This is a genomic window from Winogradskyella sp. MH6, from assembly GCF_022810765.1.
GTDB lineage: Bacteria > Bacteroidota > Bacteroidia > Flavobacteriales > Flavobacteriaceae > Winogradskyella.
The window spans coordinates 1,137,219-1,155,541 of record NZ_CP094494.1 but is presented as its reverse complement, the minus strand read 5'-3'; the positions used below and the strand labels follow the sequence as shown (position 1 = coordinate 1,155,541).

General features: G+C 33.4%; 14 protein-coding genes. 5 read left to right on the top strand and 9 right to left on the bottom strand.

All coding sequences use genetic code 11. The features are described 5' to 3' along the window. The first annotated feature begins 48 nt into the window (after positions 1-48). The gene (locus MST30_RS05190) at positions 49-2,685 is read left to right on the top strand and encodes a DEAD/DEAH box helicase family protein (RefSeq protein ID WP_243473321.1); all 2,637 of its coding nucleotides are present in this window, start codon (positions 49-51) and stop codon (positions 2,683-2,685) included. 48 nt (positions 2,686-2,733) lie between these two features. On the opposite strand, the gene MST30_RS05185 is transcribed toward MST30_RS05190, so the two are convergent. From MST30_RS05185 to hemA, 7 genes are all read right to left on the bottom strand, one after another. Next, the gene (locus MST30_RS05185) at positions 2,734-3,687 is read right to left on the bottom strand and encodes a DUF4421 family protein (protein WP_243473320.1); all 954 of its coding nucleotides are present in this window, start codon (positions 3,685-3,687) and stop codon (positions 2,734-2,736) included. Beyond that, a complete protein-coding gene (hemF, locus tag MST30_RS05180) occupies positions 3,678-4,580 on the bottom strand; it encodes an oxygen-dependent coproporphyrinogen oxidase (protein ID WP_243473319.1) in 903 nt (300 codons plus the stop codon). Before hemF ends, MST30_RS05185 begins: the two co-directional genes overlap by 10 nt. Before the next feature lie 3 nt (positions 4,581-4,583). Further along, positions 4,584-5,120 (bottom strand): GNAT family N-acetyltransferase, encoded by a 537-nt coding sequence (locus tag MST30_RS05175; RefSeq protein WP_243473318.1) that lies wholly within the window; start codon positions 5,118-5,120, stop codon positions 4,584-4,586. Then, positions 5,120-5,902 (bottom strand): EI24 domain-containing protein, encoded by a 783-nt coding sequence (locus MST30_RS05170; RefSeq protein ID WP_243473317.1) that lies wholly within the window; start codon positions 5,900-5,902, stop codon positions 5,120-5,122. The genes MST30_RS05175 and MST30_RS05170 overlap by 1 nt, the downstream gene beginning before the upstream one ends. Positions 5,903-6,029: 127 nt before the next feature. Beyond that, on the bottom strand, positions 6,030-7,061 hold the full coding sequence (gene hemE / locus MST30_RS05165; RefSeq protein ID WP_243473316.1) for a uroporphyrinogen decarboxylase: 1,032 nt from the start codon (positions 7,059-7,061) through the stop codon (positions 6,030-6,032). Between the two features lie 53 nt (positions 7,062-7,114). Then, positions 7,115-8,707 (bottom strand): hydroxymethylbilane synthase, encoded by a 1,593-nt coding sequence (hemC, locus tag MST30_RS05160; RefSeq protein WP_243473315.1) that lies wholly within the window; start codon positions 8,705-8,707, stop codon positions 7,115-7,117. Further along, positions 8,700-9,953, bottom strand: a complete 1,254-nt coding sequence (gene hemA / locus MST30_RS05155; RefSeq protein ID WP_243473314.1) for a glutamyl-tRNA reductase — start codon at positions 9,951-9,953, stop codon at positions 8,700-8,702. Before hemA ends, hemC begins: the two co-directional genes overlap by 8 nt. A gap of 200 nt (positions 9,954-10,153) precedes the next feature. On the opposite strand from hemA, the gene MST30_RS05150 reads away from it, so the two are divergent. Continuing rightward, on the top strand, positions 10,154-11,053 hold the full coding sequence (locus MST30_RS05150) for a helix-turn-helix transcriptional regulator (protein ID WP_243473313.1): 900 nt from the start codon (positions 10,154-10,156) through the stop codon (positions 11,051-11,053). A gap of 7 nt (positions 11,054-11,060) precedes the next feature. Continuing rightward, positions 11,061-11,651, top strand: coding sequence for a tetratricopeptide repeat protein (locus MST30_RS05145; protein ID WP_243473312.1), 591 nt, complete (start codon positions 11,061-11,063; stop codon positions 11,649-11,651). Between the two features lie 6 nt (positions 11,652-11,657). Here MST30_RS05145 and MST30_RS05140 read toward each other — a convergent pair whose 3' ends face one another. Next, complete coding sequence (locus MST30_RS05140; RefSeq protein WP_243473311.1) at positions 11,658-12,152, bottom strand: hypothetical protein; 495 nt, start codon at positions 12,150-12,152, stop codon at positions 11,658-11,660. Beyond that, a complete protein-coding gene (locus tag MST30_RS05135) occupies positions 12,142-15,663 on the bottom strand; it encodes a TraB/GumN family protein (protein ID WP_243473310.1) in 3,522 nt (1,173 codons plus the stop codon). Before MST30_RS05135 ends, MST30_RS05140 begins: the two co-directional genes overlap by 11 nt. A gap of 225 nt (positions 15,664-15,888) precedes the next feature. On the opposite strand from MST30_RS05135, the gene hemH reads away from it, so the two are divergent. Both hemH and MST30_RS05125 read left to right on the top strand, forming a co-directional pair. Continuing rightward, complete coding sequence (gene hemH, locus MST30_RS05130; protein ID WP_243473309.1) at positions 15,889-16,926, top strand: ferrochelatase; 1,038 nt, start codon at positions 15,889-15,891, stop codon at positions 16,924-16,926. 3 nt (positions 16,927-16,929) lie between these two features. After that, the gene (locus MST30_RS05125; RefSeq protein WP_243473308.1) at positions 16,930-18,285 is read left to right on the top strand and encodes an MATE family efflux transporter; all 1,356 of its coding nucleotides are present in this window, start codon (positions 16,930-16,932) and stop codon (positions 18,283-18,285) included. Positions 18,286-18,323: the final 38 nt, after the last annotated feature.

Here is an 18,323-nt window from a genome sequence, read left to right as displayed (position 1 = left end):
TGCTTATTTTTAGCAAATACAAAGTTAATCAATATAACCCATTTTAGAGTGTTAGAACGTCTCAGTCTTTTAGAATTTCAATTTCCTTGGCGAAGCTACCAAAAGCAACTATTAGATAATTTTGAGACACACATTTCAGATCAGCATTTTCATGTCATCGCACCACCTGGTTCTGGTAAAACAATTTTAGGTATTGAAATTCTTCGACGAATAGGAAAAAAGACGCTTGTGTTAGCTCCAACATTAACCATTAGAGATCAATGGCAAGATAGACTGCAATCGTTTTTTACAGATAACAAGGCTTTTGAAGCCTTTTCGTTTGATGTGAAAAACCCAAGTGATATTACATTCTCTACCTATCAGTCTCTGCATTCATTTTATAAATCATTTGAGGATAAAACGGACTTTCTTGAATTTTTTAAAACGCACAATATTGAAACACTCGTTTTAGACGAAGCACATCATTTAAAAAATGTGTGGTGGAACTGTTTAATCGCTCTAAAAAAGAGCAAACCTTATTTTATTGTGGCATTAACAGCAACACCACCTTACGATAGTTCGAGTTTAGAAGTGAGTAAATATTTTACGCTTTGTGGCGATGTAGATGATGAAATCTCAGTGCCAAGTCTTATAAGGGAAAAGGATTTGAGTCCACATCAAGATTTTGTTTACTTCTCAAAACCGTATGATTCTGAATTGCATCACATTCAAGAATATAGAGATAATATTGAAACGCTAAAAGCAGATTTGTTAAGCGATGAGACGTTTATTTCGCTTATTGAAAATCATCGCTTTTACACCAATCCAGAAGATTATGAAGATGCAATTTATGCCAATACCACGTTTTTTTCATCACTTCTTATAACGCTTAATGCAGTTAATATTCCTGTAGATAATTATAGATTGAGCATTTTAGGATTGAGTAAAACAGATAATGTTAGCTTTCCGAAGCTAGATATTGAATGGTTAGAAATTCTGTTGCAAAACCTTTTAGTTGAAGACAGAGAGCAACTTGAAGATTATGAAGAATATCTTTCAAAACTCGAAAAACAACTAAGACAACTTAATCTTTTAGAGAAAAACAAGGTTAATTTATCAGGTAATGATACAGTTTACAAATCATTGGCTTTTAGTCCTAGTAAGCTTGAAAGTATTGTAGAAATTGTAAACTCAGAACGACTATCACTTAAAGATGATTTGCGCTGTGTGGTGTTAACGGACTATGTTCGGAAAGAATTCTTAAACACTTCAGATCAGGATTTTGAGCAAATTAATAAGATAGGTGTTGTTCCTATTTTTCATTATCTGAGAGCGAGCTCTGTAGATAACAAGGATTTGGCAGTGCTTACAGGTACTATTGTTGTAATTCATTACTCAAAAATGCACGCTATTGAAGCCTATGGCAATGAAAATTCGTATGTGTTTACAACCTTAAAAGGAGACGATAATTTTGTCTTAGTATCAGGTTCTGATAAAGCGAGAAAAGCCCTTGTCGGTATTATTACTAAACTTTTTGAAGATGGTGTTTTTAAAGTTTTAATAGGCACAAAAGCCTTGCTTGGCGAAGGATGGGACGCACCATCTATAAACAGTTTAATATTGGCTTCTTTTGTTGGGTCTTTTGTGTCGTCTAACCAAATGCGAGGAAGAGCCATTAGAAGAGATGCAAATAATCCTCAAAAAACCAGTAACATTTGGCATTTGGCTTGCATTGATCCTACGGATAAATATGGAGGAAAAGAGTTAGAATTATTAAAACGAAGGTTTGAAGCATTTGTTGGTATTACCAACACAAAATTACCATACATCACAAATGGTTTTGAACGTTTGGGTATCCCAAATGAAATATCTGTTGAAGATTTAGAGACTTTAAATGCATCAAGTGTAACCAATTCTGTGGGAAGAGCGCAGACCTTTTTGAATTGGAAAAACTCAATAGGTGAAGGCAATAAATTAACCAGACAGGTACAACTTCAAGATTTTAAAACACCTCAGTTTAAAGCGCAGCGACAGTTCTATTTTGCAAAAGCATCGCAGTTAATCATCATCGAAATAGTTTTGGTTTTAGTAGTATTCTTTTTCGGTAGTATTTTGTTAGCATTCAATCTTACAGCTCCACCAGAGATTCTTTCAGGCTTAAAGATTGTTGGTTTTATAGCCTTGGCTTATTTCGGTTATAAACTTTACAAGGCTACAGTTTACTATTTAAGACATGGATTTTTACACAGAAAAATCAAAAATATGGGATTGGCAATTGTTGATACTATGGATGAGATGCAACTTTTAAATACAGATCGAAATAGGATTAAAGTTTATTCTCATAAATTATTTTCTAATGCTGTGGTTTGTAATTTAAAAGGTGCTAGTAATTATGAAGAAGCTTTTTTTGTTAAGACCTTAACTGAACTTTTAGAGCCAGTGGCATCTCCGAGATATATCATCATCAACACCAATTTTTTCAAAAAGGGATTTAATATTGAGAATTTTTATCCAGTTCCAGAAGTTTTTGGTAAAAATAAAGAGGATGCACAGTGCTTTCTGAAACATTGGGTAAAACACATGGGAAAAACCAAATTGGTTTACACAAGGCAACCTGAAGGTAGGCGATTGTTATTAAAAGCCAGACTATTCCATAGATCTAATGAACTGAAAAATAATTTGAATACAGCTACAGTTTGGGAATGATGAAAATGTTAAGTCATATTCAAATTATAAAAAAGGATAGTTACTGTTTTATAATCCATATTTTTTATTGAAATCATCAGCAAATTTAACCCATTTTTTAGGAGCATTAAAACGATAACCAATATAGAATTCTAAAAAAGGAATCGTATCATCTTGTACTGTCGAGGCATCAATTTTATGTTCAAGTAAGATGATGTTTGAATTTATTCCAGCAAAAAAAGTATCAGAGTTATAACCAACTACTGCTCTCCCAGAAAAATCATATAAAATTGAAGTAAAATCTCCTTCTCCAAGATTTGAACTATGATTTAAACCCACACCAGCATGAGCACCCAAGGAGAATATAAAATTTCGATTTAAGCAAAAATTGTAATAGTATGAAGGTCCGAGAGCAATATCATAAGAGTGAGCCTTTTCATCGATATCTTCTAATGTTAAATGGTATTTTGTGTAATAGTAATATATAGATGGGACAAAACTACCAGCACTTTTAGTTTGCCACTCATTTTGAAAACCTATAGCTCTAAACGAAAAATTCTTATTGAAAATATAAGACGTTGATCCTCCTATTTTAAAGGTTTTTACACCACTGAGATTGACTCTTTGATCATTTGAAGAAAAGTAAAACCCTTTCTGGTTATAAAGATCAATCGTTTGCATCCATTGACCCATAAACATCCTAAAGTTTAGGTTAAAGAGCCTAGAATTGTCATTGTCTTTATTAGCATTAAAAATTTGAGGAGAAAACCCATAATCTATTTCAATACTTCTGAAAAGAACTGAAAAACCTAAATATTCCCTTACATTCGGTTTTAATTCGTATTTGGCATTGTTTGCAACATCATTTAGAATAAAACTATTGGAAGTATTTACTAATGAAATTCTAGTCGATATTTTGCTTGGGAAAGTTGTTATATATTCATTTGTAGTTAGACTGTCTTGTTGTGAGTGTAAGAATCCACAAAAGAGAAACAGCGACACTATTTTGAATCTTAAACCCACTCTTTAGGATTTTGTAAAACATCAATCAATTTTTCTTCCTCGCTTCCTTTTTCAGGATGATGGTCGTAAACCCATTGCACATGTGGTGGCAAACTCATCAAAATACTTTCAATTCGTCCGTTGGTTTTAAGTCCGAAAAGTGTGCCTTTATCATGTACTAAATTGAATTCCACATAACGGCCACGTCTTATTTCTTGCCAATCGCGTTGTTCCTGAGTATAGTCTAAATCTTTGCGTTTTTCAACAATAGGCACGTATGCTTCTAAGAAGCTATCACCAACTTCGGTAACGAAATCGTACCAGTTTTCCATTTTCATATAATCACTTGCTTTACAATAATCGAAAAACAAGCCACCTATACCTCGTGCTTCGTTACGGTGCGCATTGTAAAAGTATTCGTCACAACGTGCCTTGTATTTTGGGTAGAATTCAGGATTATGTTTATCACATGCTGTTTTACAGGTTTGATGAAAGTGTTTAGCGTCTTCATCAAACAAATAGTAAGGCGTTAAATCTTGTCCACCACCAAACCATTGATCTACAATATTACCATCTTGATCATACATTTCAAAATAGCGCCAATTAGCATGTACAGTTGGCACCATTGGACTTTTAGGGTGAATAACAAGACTTAATCCACAAGCAAAAAAATCAGCATCTTCAACACCAAAATACTTCTGCATGCTATCTGGTAATTTGCCATGTACACCAGAAATATTAACACCTCCTTTTTCAAACACATTGCCGTTTTCTATAACACGAGTTCTTCCTCCACCACCTTCTGGTCTTTTCCAAAGATCTTCTTGAAATTTTGCTTTGCCATCAATAGCTTCAAGTTTAGAAGTGATGGTGTCTTGTAATTGTTGTATGTAGTTGTAAAATTTGTCTTTCAAAATCTAACTTTTATATAATTCATATAACTCCATATCCAAAGGTTTTTCACCGATAGGAGTAAATTCATTCTTAAGTGTTTTTTGCCATTCAAAATTATTGTTCAAAGCGACTTTAATACTTGATAAGTTATCTTTATGGGCAATAATTTGAATAGTTTCTAAACCCAACTCGTTAAAAGCAAACCGATTTAATTCTGAAATCGCTTTAGACATTAACTGTTTACCTTTTAGAGTGTAGTCTACGCAATATGCGTATTCGCCTTGTTTTGTATCCCAGTTGAGCTCTTTAATGTAGATAAGACCAACTAGTTTTCGATTTTCAGAATGTTTTAAAGTGAACAAAAATTCTTCTTTGGATTTGAATTGCTTCACCTTTTTGTCTACAAATAGTTGTGATAATGTTGGATTTAAATTCTGCTCTAGTGTTTTTGGGAAATAACGTTTTAATCGATCTGAATTAGCAACGCAAAAGTCGCAAATCTTCCAGGCATCACCTTCGTGTACAGCACTAATTTCAAAATCATTAAAACGTAATGTCATTAGCTGAGTTCTATTTTATCAAAAGGTTCAAAACCAATCTCTTCGTCATCATCAAACAATAAATCTACTGCAATTACTGATGCTGAGGTAACACTTAATGGCAGTACTAAGATAACACCAACCACAGGAATGAGTAATAACAGTAAGAAACCAATACCATTGCCAATAGCTAAACCTCTATGTTGCCTTATAAAAGCAACACTTTCTTTGTATTTAAAATGACGTTCTAAAGTATAGTCCATATTAGCAAAACCAGCATAATACGACTGAACCAAAAAGAGTAATACGGTTGAAAAAATATTTACGACAGGAATAAATTTAAGAATGAGAATAGGAATGGTAAGGATTAATTCTTTAAATAAATTTCGCATACCTATTCTTATACCTCTAACCAATTGTTTAGAAAAATTGGTACTCACATAATTCTTGGCTGGTTTGCCTGTAAAATAGGCCTCTATTTTTTCTGAAACGGGACTCATAAAAGGCGAAGACAATGCCATTATAATATGCTTATACAGAATAAGTCCTATCGCAAAAATTACAATGCCACTAAAGAATGTTGAAATAGCTGTAAAGGTAGCTTTACCAGTTTCCCAAACCCAAATGCCAGCAATCCACTCACCAAGATTATCGGATAACCCGTAAGCTGAAACAAAAATCATAGCAAAAACAACAACACTAATTATTACAGGAATAACGAAATATTTCCAAAGTTTTAATTTTGAAATCAATCCGTAAGCACCTGTGTAAACGTGGAGTCCTCTAAAAATGTTTTGTATCATAAGCCTGTCCTTAACCCTTTCTTTAGGAAAGGAAATTATTAAGATTTGTTTTCATAGTAGACGCTCTAAAGACTACCATGTTACAAATTACATTCCGAACCCATTTAGTTTCCTCCCCTTAGGAAGATTAAGATGGGCTTTGATATTCCTTTACAGCATCAATAAAAGCCTTGGCGTTATCTAACGGAATATTTGGTAAAATACCATGACCTAAATTTACAATGTATTTATCTTTTCCAAATTCATTAATCATTTGGTGCACCATTTTTTTGATTTCACTAGGTGGTGAAAACAATCGCGTTGGGTCAAAATTACCTTGTAATGTAATGTTTCCACCAGTTAAGTAACGTGCGTTTTTAGCAGAACAGGTCCAATCGATACCTAAAGCAGACGCATTAGATTTTGCCATTTCACCTAGAGCAAACCAGCAGCCTTTACCAAAAGCAATTACAGGAGCATCGTCTTTTAAAGCTTCAATGATTTGGTTGATGTATTGCCAAGAAAATTCTTGGTAATCTACAGGAGATAACATGCCTCCCCAAGAATCAAAAATCTGAATAGCATTACAACCAGCAGCTACTTTTGCTTTTAAGTAAGCAATAGTAGTATCTGTTATTTTTTGAAGTAAATTATGAGCCGCAACAGGGTTTGTAAAACAAAACTCTTTAGCCTTGTCAAAGTTTTTAGAACCTTGGCCTTGTACGCAGTAACAAAGGATTGTCCAAGGTGAACCAGCAAAACCAATAAGCGGAATCTCGTTATTAAGTAATTCCTTGGTAGCTTTTATTGCTTGCATTACATAATCTAGCTCAACATGAACATCTGGAACAATAACATTGTCCACATCTTTCTGAGAACGCACAGGATTTGGTAAATAAGGACCAAAATTAGGTTTCATTTCTACCTCAATATTCATGGCTTGCGGAATCACCAAAATATCACTGAACAAAATAGCAGCATCCATACCATAACGACGAATAGGTTGTACGGTAATCTCACTTGCCAATTCAGGAGTACGACAACGTGTAAAAAAGTCATATTTAGCCTTAATTTCCATAAACTCAGGAAGGTATCTGCCAGCCTGACGCATCATCCATACAGGTGGTCGTTCTACAGTTTCTCCTTTTAAAGCTCGTAGGTATAAATCGTTCTTTATCATAGTTCTGTCATTCCTTATATGGAAGGAATCTAGTTTAATTGTAACTTAGTTTTTTAAGATTCCTGCTTTTGCAGGAAATAATCATTCACCAACTCAATAACACTCTCAACAGTCGGTACTTTTGCAATACGAACATCTTCAAAATACTGACTTGCTGCTTTTGCTGTGGTTTCGCCTATACAAAAAGCAATACCAGTGGCTTTATTCTGTTTTAAATAGCTTTCTACTGTTGATGGACTATAAAACATTACTCCATCTACTTTAGCGTCAACTTTATCAGCATCAAACTTGGTTTGGTAGGCTTCAATTTCGTTAACTGTTATGTTGTTTTCAGATAGAATGTTAGGTAAATCATCTAATCGCAAGTCGCTACAAAAGTAGGTAACCTCTGTGCCTTCTATATATTCAACCAAATAGTTGGCTAATTTTTTAGCATTAGATTCAGTATGTGTGACTTTGCCTATTCGTTTTTCAACCAAACGCTTTGTACGTCTGCCAACACAATAAATATTTTTGAACTGTAACTCTATTGCCGAAAAATTATGAAGCAAAGCTTCAACAGCATTTTTACTGGTAATGATTACATTTTTAATTTCATTACGCACTATCGTTTTTGGAATACGATTAAGACTTATTTTAATGGCATCATTACTATCGGCAACAACGTCGTTATGAAATAATAGTAATTGGTCGTCTGTAAGTTTCTTGGTAGAGTATATATTGGTTTCCTTATCGCTACGTTGTAATTGGTCAATAAGTGTTTTACCACCTTTACCTATAATGTAATTGGCACAAAATTCTGATAAATCATGATGCTTACCTAATGGAACAACTTTAGCAACTTCTATTTTTTTGGTACCATCTTTACTTAGAAGGATGCCTTTAAAATTGACTTCTTCATTTTTAATGAAAGCTAAGGCACCAATTGGAGCAGTACAACCTCCTTCTAATCGGTTTAAAAATTCGCGCTCAATTGCTGTGCAAATTTGAGTTTCTTCATGATTAATTTCCTGGCAAATCTCTAGGATCTCTTCATCCTTTTCTAAAGCAGTAACCATAATGGCACCTTGCGCAGGAGCAGGAATCATCCAATGCAAATTGATAGCATTTTCTGGTCTTATGTTTAATCTACCAATACCAGCAGCAGCGAAAATAGCACCATTCCAATGCTCGTTGTCTTCAAGTTTTTGTAATCTTGAATTAACGTTGCCACGTATGTTTTCAACCTTATGTGTTGGGTATCGGTTAAGCCATTGAGCACGTCTACGAAGGCTGCCTGTAGCAATTACAGCGTCTCTTGCTGATAAGAATTCTTCATTGTTTTTAAACACCAAAGTATCGTTAACATTACCACGTTTTATAACGGCAGCTTGTACAATGCCTTTTGGTAAAACTGTAGGAACATCTTTTAATGAGTGTACTGCAATATCAATGTCTTCATTAAGCATGGCGATATCTAGAGTCTTGGTAAAAATGCCAGTTATACCTAGTTCGTATAATGGTTTGTCAAGTACAATATCTCCTGTTGATTTTACAGGTACTAATACGGTTTTGTGACCTAAGCGTTCTAACTGCGATTGTACAGTTTTAGCTTGCCATAGTGCTAATTGGCTATCGCGTGTGCCAATGCGAATAATTTTAGACATTCTGTGAAGTTTCTTCTAGCTGAAATATTTTTTTGATGAGTTCTAAACTCTCATCAGACGTATCGTTGTCTTCTCTAAAGTGGTGCGCAAACTGATTGGTAATTTTTTGAATAATATTGTTGGTAATCAGTTCTGCTTGATCTTCATTAAAATCGGATAATTTTTTACGTTGTGTATTTAATTCCGAATTCTTAAAATCGGTAAGTTTATGTTTTAAGGCTTGTATTGTTGGTACAAACTTTAAGGTGTTTAGCCATGTATTAAAATCGGCCATAATTTCTTCTATAATAGCTTCTGCATTAGGTATAAATGCTTTGCGCTTTTCTAGAGTATCGTCCGTAATTTTAGCCAAATCATCCATATGTACTAAAGATACATTTTTTAACTCAGTTATATCTTCGTTCACATTTTTTGGGATGGATAAATCTAAAACTAACAATGGTTTTTCTGTGGTAATTAAATCTTTGTAAACCGTTGGATTCTGAGCACCTGTAGCTACTATGACAATATCAGAGTTGTTAATTTCAGTTTCAAGATTTTCGTAATCTTTTACAATAAGATTGAATTTTCCTGCAACTTCTTCAGCTTTAGTTTTTGTTCTATTAATAAGGGTGATGTGCGAGTTTTTAGTGTGCTTTACTAAATTTTCGCAAGTATTACGACCTATTTTGCCTGTACCGAAAAGTAGAATGTTTTTTTCTGAAATGTGCTCAACATTATTCATAATGTACTGAACAGAAGCAAAAGACACTGATGTTGCACCAGAAGATAATTCGGTTTCGTTCTTGATGCGTTTGCTTGCCTGAATTACGGAATTTACAAGACGCTCAGTAAATGAATTTAATAAACCTTCTTTTTTTGAAGCCCTCGCCGCAAATTTTAATTGGCTAATAATTTCAAAATCGCCCAAAATTTGACTGTCTAAACCAGAGCCAACTCTGAACATATGGTTTATGGCGCTTTTGCCTTTGTGTACATAAGCTACATCTTGGAACTCTTCTACAGTACCTTTTGTGTTTTCACAAAGTAAATGTATAAGTTGGTAAGGATGCTCAGCAAAACCATATAACTCTGTACGGTTACAAGTAGAAATTACAATAAGACTTTCTATTCCATTTTGCTTTGCTTCTGCTAATAGGTTTTGTTTAGCCGTATCGCTTAGGCTAAAATGACCACGCACTTCGGCATCAGCTTTTTGATAGCTAAGACCTATGGCATAAAAATATGTGTTTTTGTGATGTTGCATTCGCTCGTTTACCTGACTTGGAAATTAACAAAGCAAATTTATGTTTGATGCTACAAAAAAAATAACGCTAAAAGAACTTAAAGTGTCGTTTCGGGTTTTTTAAGAGTATTTTTTCAAAAAACATGATTTTTGTCATATTTTTACTGTAAAATCAGGGGTTTTACAACTCTTAGTTTAGAACGAATCTAAATAACGAGAAAATGAAATTAGAAAACATGGTTTCAAAAAGTATCGCTAGAGGTACTTTTGATGAAACTTTTATAGAAGATGGTTTTTTTGTGTTGACACACAAGAATGAAAACGATAATGTGGAAATTCTTGAACGTGAGATTGATAGCACATATATACAGTTTCACTTTTGTACTAAAGGGTCTGCCGATTTTGTGTTTAATAACGGAACGTATACATTAAGCATTAAAGAAGAAACATCTTTGCTACTTTATAATCCGCAACGCGATTTGCCAATTTGTTTAGAGATGAAGCCACATTCTTGGTTAGTGTCTTTTGTGATGTCTATAAAAAAGTTTCATGGTTTGTTTTCGCAAGATGCCAATTACGTTACTTTTTTATCGGATGAAAATAAGAACAAAAAGTACTACACTGATGGTACTATAAATCCCTCTATGGCTGTAGTACTAAACCAAATGATTAGTTTTAACCTTAACCAAACGATAAAACCACTGTATTTTAAAGGAAAGGTTTATGAGCTTTTGAGTTTGTACTTTAATAGAAATGAAGATGCGGATGTTGAGCAATGTCCATTTTTAGTCGATGAGGTTAATGTGGCTAAACTCAAAAAAGCAAAAGATATTATTATTGCTAACATGGCCGAGCCACCAACTTTACAAGAGTTATCTGAAACTATTGGGCTAAGCTTAAAGAAACTAAAAGAAGGCTTTAAACAAATTTATGGTGATACGGTTTATGGTTTTCTACTAGACTATAAAATGGAAGTGGCTCGCAAACTTTTAGAGTCGGGTAATCATAATGTTAATGAGGTTGGACTAAAAGTAGGTTACAGTACAGCGAGCCATTTTATTGCAGCCTTTAAAAAGAAATTTGGAACGACACCTAAGAAGTATATTATGGCAAGTAGTTAATAATAGCATGAGACAAATTATACCCTTAGTATTAATCTTCCTTTTTTTTAGTTGTAATCTTAATAAAGAAAAAGAAATAGCTACACTATTTGATAAAGTAAACGCTAATAGAATTTCTGGAAATAAAAGCGATGCAATAGAAGACTGTAAGAAAATAATTTCAATTGATAACTCAAACATTGATGCATATAGGATTCTTTCAGAGTTAACTTTTGAGACAGGAAATTTTGAAGAATCTTTAAGATTGAATAAAAAACTAATAGAACTAGATCCTGAATCCTATAAATACTATTCAAACACAGCATTTTTGTTGGAGCTTTTTGACCAAAAAGCTGAATCGGAAGTATACTATGAAATGGCTAGAAAAGTATTTTCTAAAAAGGAGGAAGAATATTGGTCTAAAACAGACACGTTGAGTATGGCTACAATGCTAATGACGATAGGAGATAGCGTTAGAAGTAAAGAGTTGCTAAAATCGTTTATAAAAAGAAAGCCTAATGATTCTATATACCTGAAAGTTCTTCAGGAGTTTAATAATTATAACCATTTGGAGATGGTAAATCAGTTGAGGAATTACAAGAAATCCTTAGAACAATAAGTAATATTAATTCCCTTTAATACTATCTATTCGTTTCCTATAATTTTCAAGTTCTTTTTTAACCTCATCACTAAACTCTACTTTTTTAGAAATAGAATCTTGCTCTAATTTTAATCTGTTGTTTTGAGCCTGAAAACTTGAGTCTAACTTCTTGAATTTTTCTAATATTTCGTTGGATTCGTAATAAGAATAAATCAGACTTTTTACATTCTTTTCACCATACTTGGTATTAGCATTCTCGAATGATAACTCTAAAATTTCAAGCAACTCTGCATGATTTTTACTTCCGTTTATTGCTTTATCAGTAATTAACTTTAGAGTGTTATTATTAGAGTTGATTTGTTGTTTTAATTTGTTAAAATCATCAGACGAATATTCAATAGAATCTATTTCCTTGTAAAATTTCTTTAGTTGTAAACTGTCTAAGCTTTGAGAATAACTGAGGTTGTTTATCAACAAAACGAATACAATAAGAAGGGATTTATTCAATCTAATAATCATAATATCCATTATAACCACGTGAGGTTGGTGTTACCCGTTTTCGGTCTTTGTATATGGCTAGGTTAATGATTTCTTCAATTTGCTCGTCTAGTTCTTTGGTTTCATCTACAGTAGTACCGTAACCATTGCTTATATCATAATAATCTACAACGAGTTTTTTTCCATCTTTTGGTTTTATGAAAGAGATATAATGAAGTACTTCAGATTTACCAGAATACTCACTGTCCTTATCTATTTTAAAGAAGTACATTACGGCATCTTTATTGCCTTTGTCGGTTTTAAAATCACGCTTCATTAAAAAGACAAGAGAGTCTTTTTCTTTTTCGTAATCTGCATTAGCCAATAGTTTAGATTTCGCAAACTGTTGTTGACTAATATTAAGCGACTTTATGGTGTTAAATAGTTTTGCTTCATCAAGTTCTTCTATAAGGCTGTGTTGGTTTTCTTCATCGTCTACCAATTTTTCTTTTAACTCTGTTGGAATTTTCTCTTTGTTTTCAGCTAATAATATATAGTAACTTACCAATGCCGAAGTATCATCTACGTTTAGCATCTTTTCAAAAAAGTCTTTTGCAGTACGCTCATTTCGGTATGGAAAAATTAACTTAACGTAAGTTGATAAATCGTCTGAATAAGAGTTATAGCCATAACCAGAGTTGCTCAAACTACGCTTTACTTCAATCTTACCATCGTTTATGATTTGGTTTTTGTACTTTTTATAGGCTTTGGTTTTTATTAAACCAGAGTCTCTAACACGTGCCAATAAGTCGTAAAGCGGTTGTTTGTACTCGCTAATAGTACTGTATTGCAAAATTTTAGGAAACATAGATGCTTTTAATTCTAACGAATCCCTTCTGTAGTTGTAAAATATTCCTCCTATGCCACCAAGTGGTAGATCACGATCCATTAAGCTCATTGCCAATTCAAAATTCTCTTTTTTCTTAGAGTCGAACAAACCTTCTAATATGGCAGATTGGGTTTGAGGATCAGAATAGCTATCGTAGTACAATTGTTTTATAAAGTCTAAGTTGTTCTTTAGGTCTATTTCAACAAGTTCGCTTACCAGGTGAGACTTTATATTTAAACGCTCTTTATCAAATTCAAAATCTTTTAAAACAGAAACAATATCTCTGCTGTTATACTTTTTGAATTTAACGAGGTTGTAGGATTCTAGAATAATACTGTCATTTTCTTTAAGGGCTTCAAAAAACTGTCTTGTTTTATCTTTAAGCACATCTTCACCCATTAAAGTATCTATAGGAGTAAAGGAATCGTAAAATTCGGTCACAAATTTAGAGGGTCCGCTAATAGAGTCTATTAGGGTTTTCAGTTCAAAAAGTACACCTTCTTTGAGAATATTCTTAACCATTACTTGCTTAGCGCTATTACTATCTGTGTAATTAAACGTGTAGGCATAGATGTTGTCCTTTTGGGATTTAGACCTGTTAAAAATTCTAAATTTCTTTTGTGGAGCGTAGTAACGAGTAGCTCCATTAGCTTTACGTTCTATATCTTGCCAAAGACTATCAACGTTGTGAAACATCTGTAAGTCATGAAATTTGGTTCTTGTAATTTCTATTTGCTCATTCGCTTTTGTAGAGTAGGTTGTAGACTTTGTTTTTTCTTCGTAATCTTTATCGTTTTTATCAGACCCATAATAACCATAGCCATAAGGGTTTGGTAACGGAGATTTGGCATTGGTATTTACCGTAAAATGAAGTGAGGTATCTACCAATTTCTCAAATCCAGAATAGTCTGTTTTATTGAATTTAAAGGATTTAAAAAAGTCTGTTTTTTCTTCTTTATTAGTGCCTACATAGCCTAAAAGGTAGTAGCTTCCATCTTTCACAACAGTTTTTAAGTGTAAGTTTTTACCAGATGTAGAGTCTAAAACAGCGCGAGACTCATAGGTTTTGTAATCACCTCTTTTGAATCCGCCTTCAGCTTCTTCTAGTTTATAGTCTAAATACAATGCGTGATGAAAGTATTTAGCTTCAAAACTGTCTTCTTCAATATAACTTAAATCGTGAAGTGAAGCTTCTTCAACAAAATAGTAAGCGTCGTCTTTATAGCCTTCTAATAGCTTTTTGCCTTTGTTTTCTATGTTACTTGTTACGTAATATTCAGGAAACTTAACTTGAAATTTTTTAGCTGGTGACACAAATGTTATGAAAGAATCTGAAGGTGTTTTTATCGCTATAGAATTAAATATTTTGGCTTCGTGTTTAAGAACAAAATCGCTACGACCAGCATATTTTATGATAATAATTTCTAAAGGTGTTTGATAAATATGGTATTTCTGAAATTCGCCTTTCTTTGTTTTGTTGACGATGCTAAGTCCAGGATAAGGCACTTTTAATTCTTCTTTTTTAACAATGTCACCAGGAATGTCTTCATAAAGTAAATCATCGATTTCCTTTAGCGTCATATTTTCTTTTTCATTTGGTAAGTAGGTAAAACGGCTAATTCTGTTTACCGTTAAATAGGCTCCATTAGTCATATCTGGATCTAAATAATACTTCTGTCCACCATAAGAGAATTCGCGTAATTCATCGTAAGTATTAAGGCTTAAAAAACCATCTGGTGTAACGTGTTTTTTAAGAATCGGATTTACAAAAAGACTGTCTAATTTTGTTTTTTCAGTTTTGCTGTAATCGGTTTGTTCAGATGTTAAGGCTTTAACCGTATAACCTCTTTCACGAAGCATATTAATCATGCCTTTATCTCCTGGTAAATGGGCAGCACCAACTCCAGCAAAAACAGATTTTTTTGGCATTAAATCTACCAATGAGTTTACCATATTCTCATTTCTAATAAAGAGCATATTTTCTCTGTAAAATTCCGTATTAGAACCTGCTCCTATGGAATCTAAAAGATCTAAATTTCTATCACGATAAAGGTTTTCTTGTATTAGATAAGGGTTCTCTTTAGCATAAAGTTTTTGTAGCCAAGGATCTATATCTTTTTTGTTGGTGTTATATGCTGCTTTGGTGGTTAAGTAGCGAGATTCTGCCAAGTTTTCTAATCCATAAATTTCTTTACCATTTTTCTTACCTGCTTGATAAATAAACATATCTAGATAAGTTTCTTCTTCAAAATTATCTGAAGCATTACTTTTTCTATACAAGTAAGCATTTACGGCTCCATTATCCATTCTTACCGAAGCTCTAACTGCCATTTCTTCCGGATGGGTTAACTTAAAAAGATTGGTGTAAAAACCTTGTCTGTAATTGTTATATAAGGCCATTTGGTCAATCATCATGTCATAGTTGAAACCTGGCCATGTGATAGGGTCAGACTCTAATGCAATACATTCACTTTTATTAAGTGCATCGTAAAATACATCATCTAATCTAAAGGCAACTTTCTTGCTTACATGCATGGTGCCATACAAGTACGATGGTTTTTCTAAACCGTTACCAGAAATTTTCCAAAGTAGACTTTGATATTGTTGTTGTGAGAAAGCAGTTATTGAAATTGTAAGTATTAGGGCTGTAAGAATTTTTTTCATTTTGTACGTTGTAATCAGGACTCGTAAAGATATTTAAATCATTGAAATAGCCATGCTTAATTATTAAAACTCGTTTAAAAACTAATATTATAGATATTCCTTGTTAAATATAACAACTCAAAAAAAGTAAAAACAGTATTTAACATAGCATTATAAATAAAACCAATACATGCAATTGTGTTGTATAGTGAAAGGGTTGTATTTTTGTTTTAGAAAAATTGAAGAATGAAAAAAGGAGTTTTACTTGTTAATTTAGGATCACCAGATAGCCCTAATCCAAAGGATGTAAAGAAGTATTTGGATGAGTTTTTAATGGATGAACGCGTTATTGACCTTCCTCTTTGGGCACGCACATTATTGGTAAAAGGAATCATCTTAAATACCAGACCAAAAGCCTCAGCTAAGGCTTATCAAAAAATTTGGTGGGAAGAAGGTTCCCCATTGATTGTACTGTCTGAAAGACTTCAAGAAAAGGTACAGAATAAGGTAGATTATCCTGTAGCTTTGGCTATGCGTTACGGAAGCATGAGTATAAAAAGGGGATTACAGGAATTGGTAGACAAAGGATGCACAGAGGTAAAAACCATTCCGTTGTATCCACAGTTTGCTATGGCAACTACAGAAACTATTGATGTAAAGGTAGACGAGTTGGTTGCTGAGCATTTTCCGCAATTAAAGATTACTAGGACTCCTGCATTTTATAATAGAGAAGATTACAAAGAAGCCTTAGCTCAAAGTATTGCCGAAAAGCTGGATGGTTTAGATTACGAACACATTTTATTCAGTTATCATGGTGTACCAGAACGCCATATCAGAAAAAGTGATATATCTAATGGAAATTGCAAAATGAATGGCAAATGCTGTTTTAAAATGGGCAGTCCACAACATGAGTTTTGTTACCGTCATCAATGTGAAATTACCACTGTAAATGTGGCTAAAAAATTAAAACTCAAAAATGGCACTTACTCTACAACCTTTCAATCTAGATTAGGTTTCGACCCATGGTTAAAACCTTATACAGACAGAAACATTGAGCGTATGGGTAAAGAAGGTATTAAAAAAATGGCTATTGTAACTCCAGCTTTTGTTAGTGACTGTCTAGAAACCTTAGAAGAAATTGCTATGGAAGGTGAAGAAATCTTCCATGAAGTAGGCGGAAAGGAGTTTACGGTAATACCTTGTTTAAATGATAGAGATGATTTTGCACAAGTATTGACTAATATGATTGAAGAATGGGCAACATCTGAAACTTTAGCAGTGTAATAAATGGCTAAAGTATCGTCACAAGATTTAGGTAGTCAACCAATAGGTAAACTGCTAGTAAAACAAGCTGTGCCAGCCTCTATAGGTATTTTGGTAATGTCGCTTAACATTCTTGTAGATACTATTTTTGTTGGTAATTGGATAGGGCCTAATGCTATAGCGGCAATCAATGTAGTTTTACCAGTGTCGTTTTTTATAGCTGCTTTGGGTATGGCTATTGGTATTGGTGGTTCTTCAATTATTTCTAGAGCACTTGGAGCAAACAATAGAGAAAAAGCTTTAGCTACTTTTGGGAATCAAATTACGCTTACACTTTTACTAACGGTCTCTTTCGTTATTCCTGGTTTGTATTTTGTGGATAGTATTATACCAGCTTTTGGTGGTAAGGGAGACATATTTAATCCTGCAAAGATTTATTACACAATCGTATTGTATGGTGTGCCTTTTTTAGCCTTATGTATGATGGGAAACACCGTAATCCGTGCAGAAGGCAAACCAAAATTTGCGATGTATGCCATGATGATTCCTTCTGTAGGCAATCTTATTTTAGACTACATTTTTATAAAAATATTAGGCTATGGTATGCATGGTGCAGCGTGGGCAACTACAGGCTCATATATGCTTTGTTTGGGGTTTATTGTCTGGTATTTTTTATCCAATAATTCAGAATTAAAAATCACAGAGTGTTTTTACAAACTGAATTTTCCAATCATCAAAGAAATAGGAGGTTTAGGTTTTGTGACTTTAGCTAGACAAGCCATTGTAAGTGTCACTTACTTATTAATGAATAATATCTTATTCAATTTAGGAGGTGAAACATCAGTGACAGCTTATGCTATTGTTGGTAGAATGTTAATGTTTGCTTTATTTCCAGTTTATGGAATTACCCAAGGATTCTTACCAATTGCTGGATTTAATTATGGTGCAGAACAGTACAAACGCGTCAGAGACTCTATATTTACAGCCATTAAATATGGAGTAGCATTGGCAGCTGTCATATTTGTTTTTTTAATGCTGTTTCCAGATGCTATAACCCAGCTTTTTACTCAAGACGCTGAGGTTTTAAGAGAAACACCTCCTGCTATGCGTTGGGTATTTGCGGCAACACCAATTATTGGTATTCAATTAATAGGAGCAGCGTATTTTCAGGCAATAGGTAAGGCTATACCAGCTTTATTGCTCACACTTCTTCGTCAAGGAATTTTCTTTATCCCTTTGATTTTTATTCTACCAAGATTCTATGGTGAACTTGGTGTTTGGATGTCCTTTCCTATTTCAGATGTTTTAGCAACCATTGTTACTGTTTATTTCTTACATAGAGAGGTAAAGTTAAATTTACTCCCAAAAGAAGTAGAATAATTTTAAATCCGTAATTTTAGTGTTCTTATAACCAACGA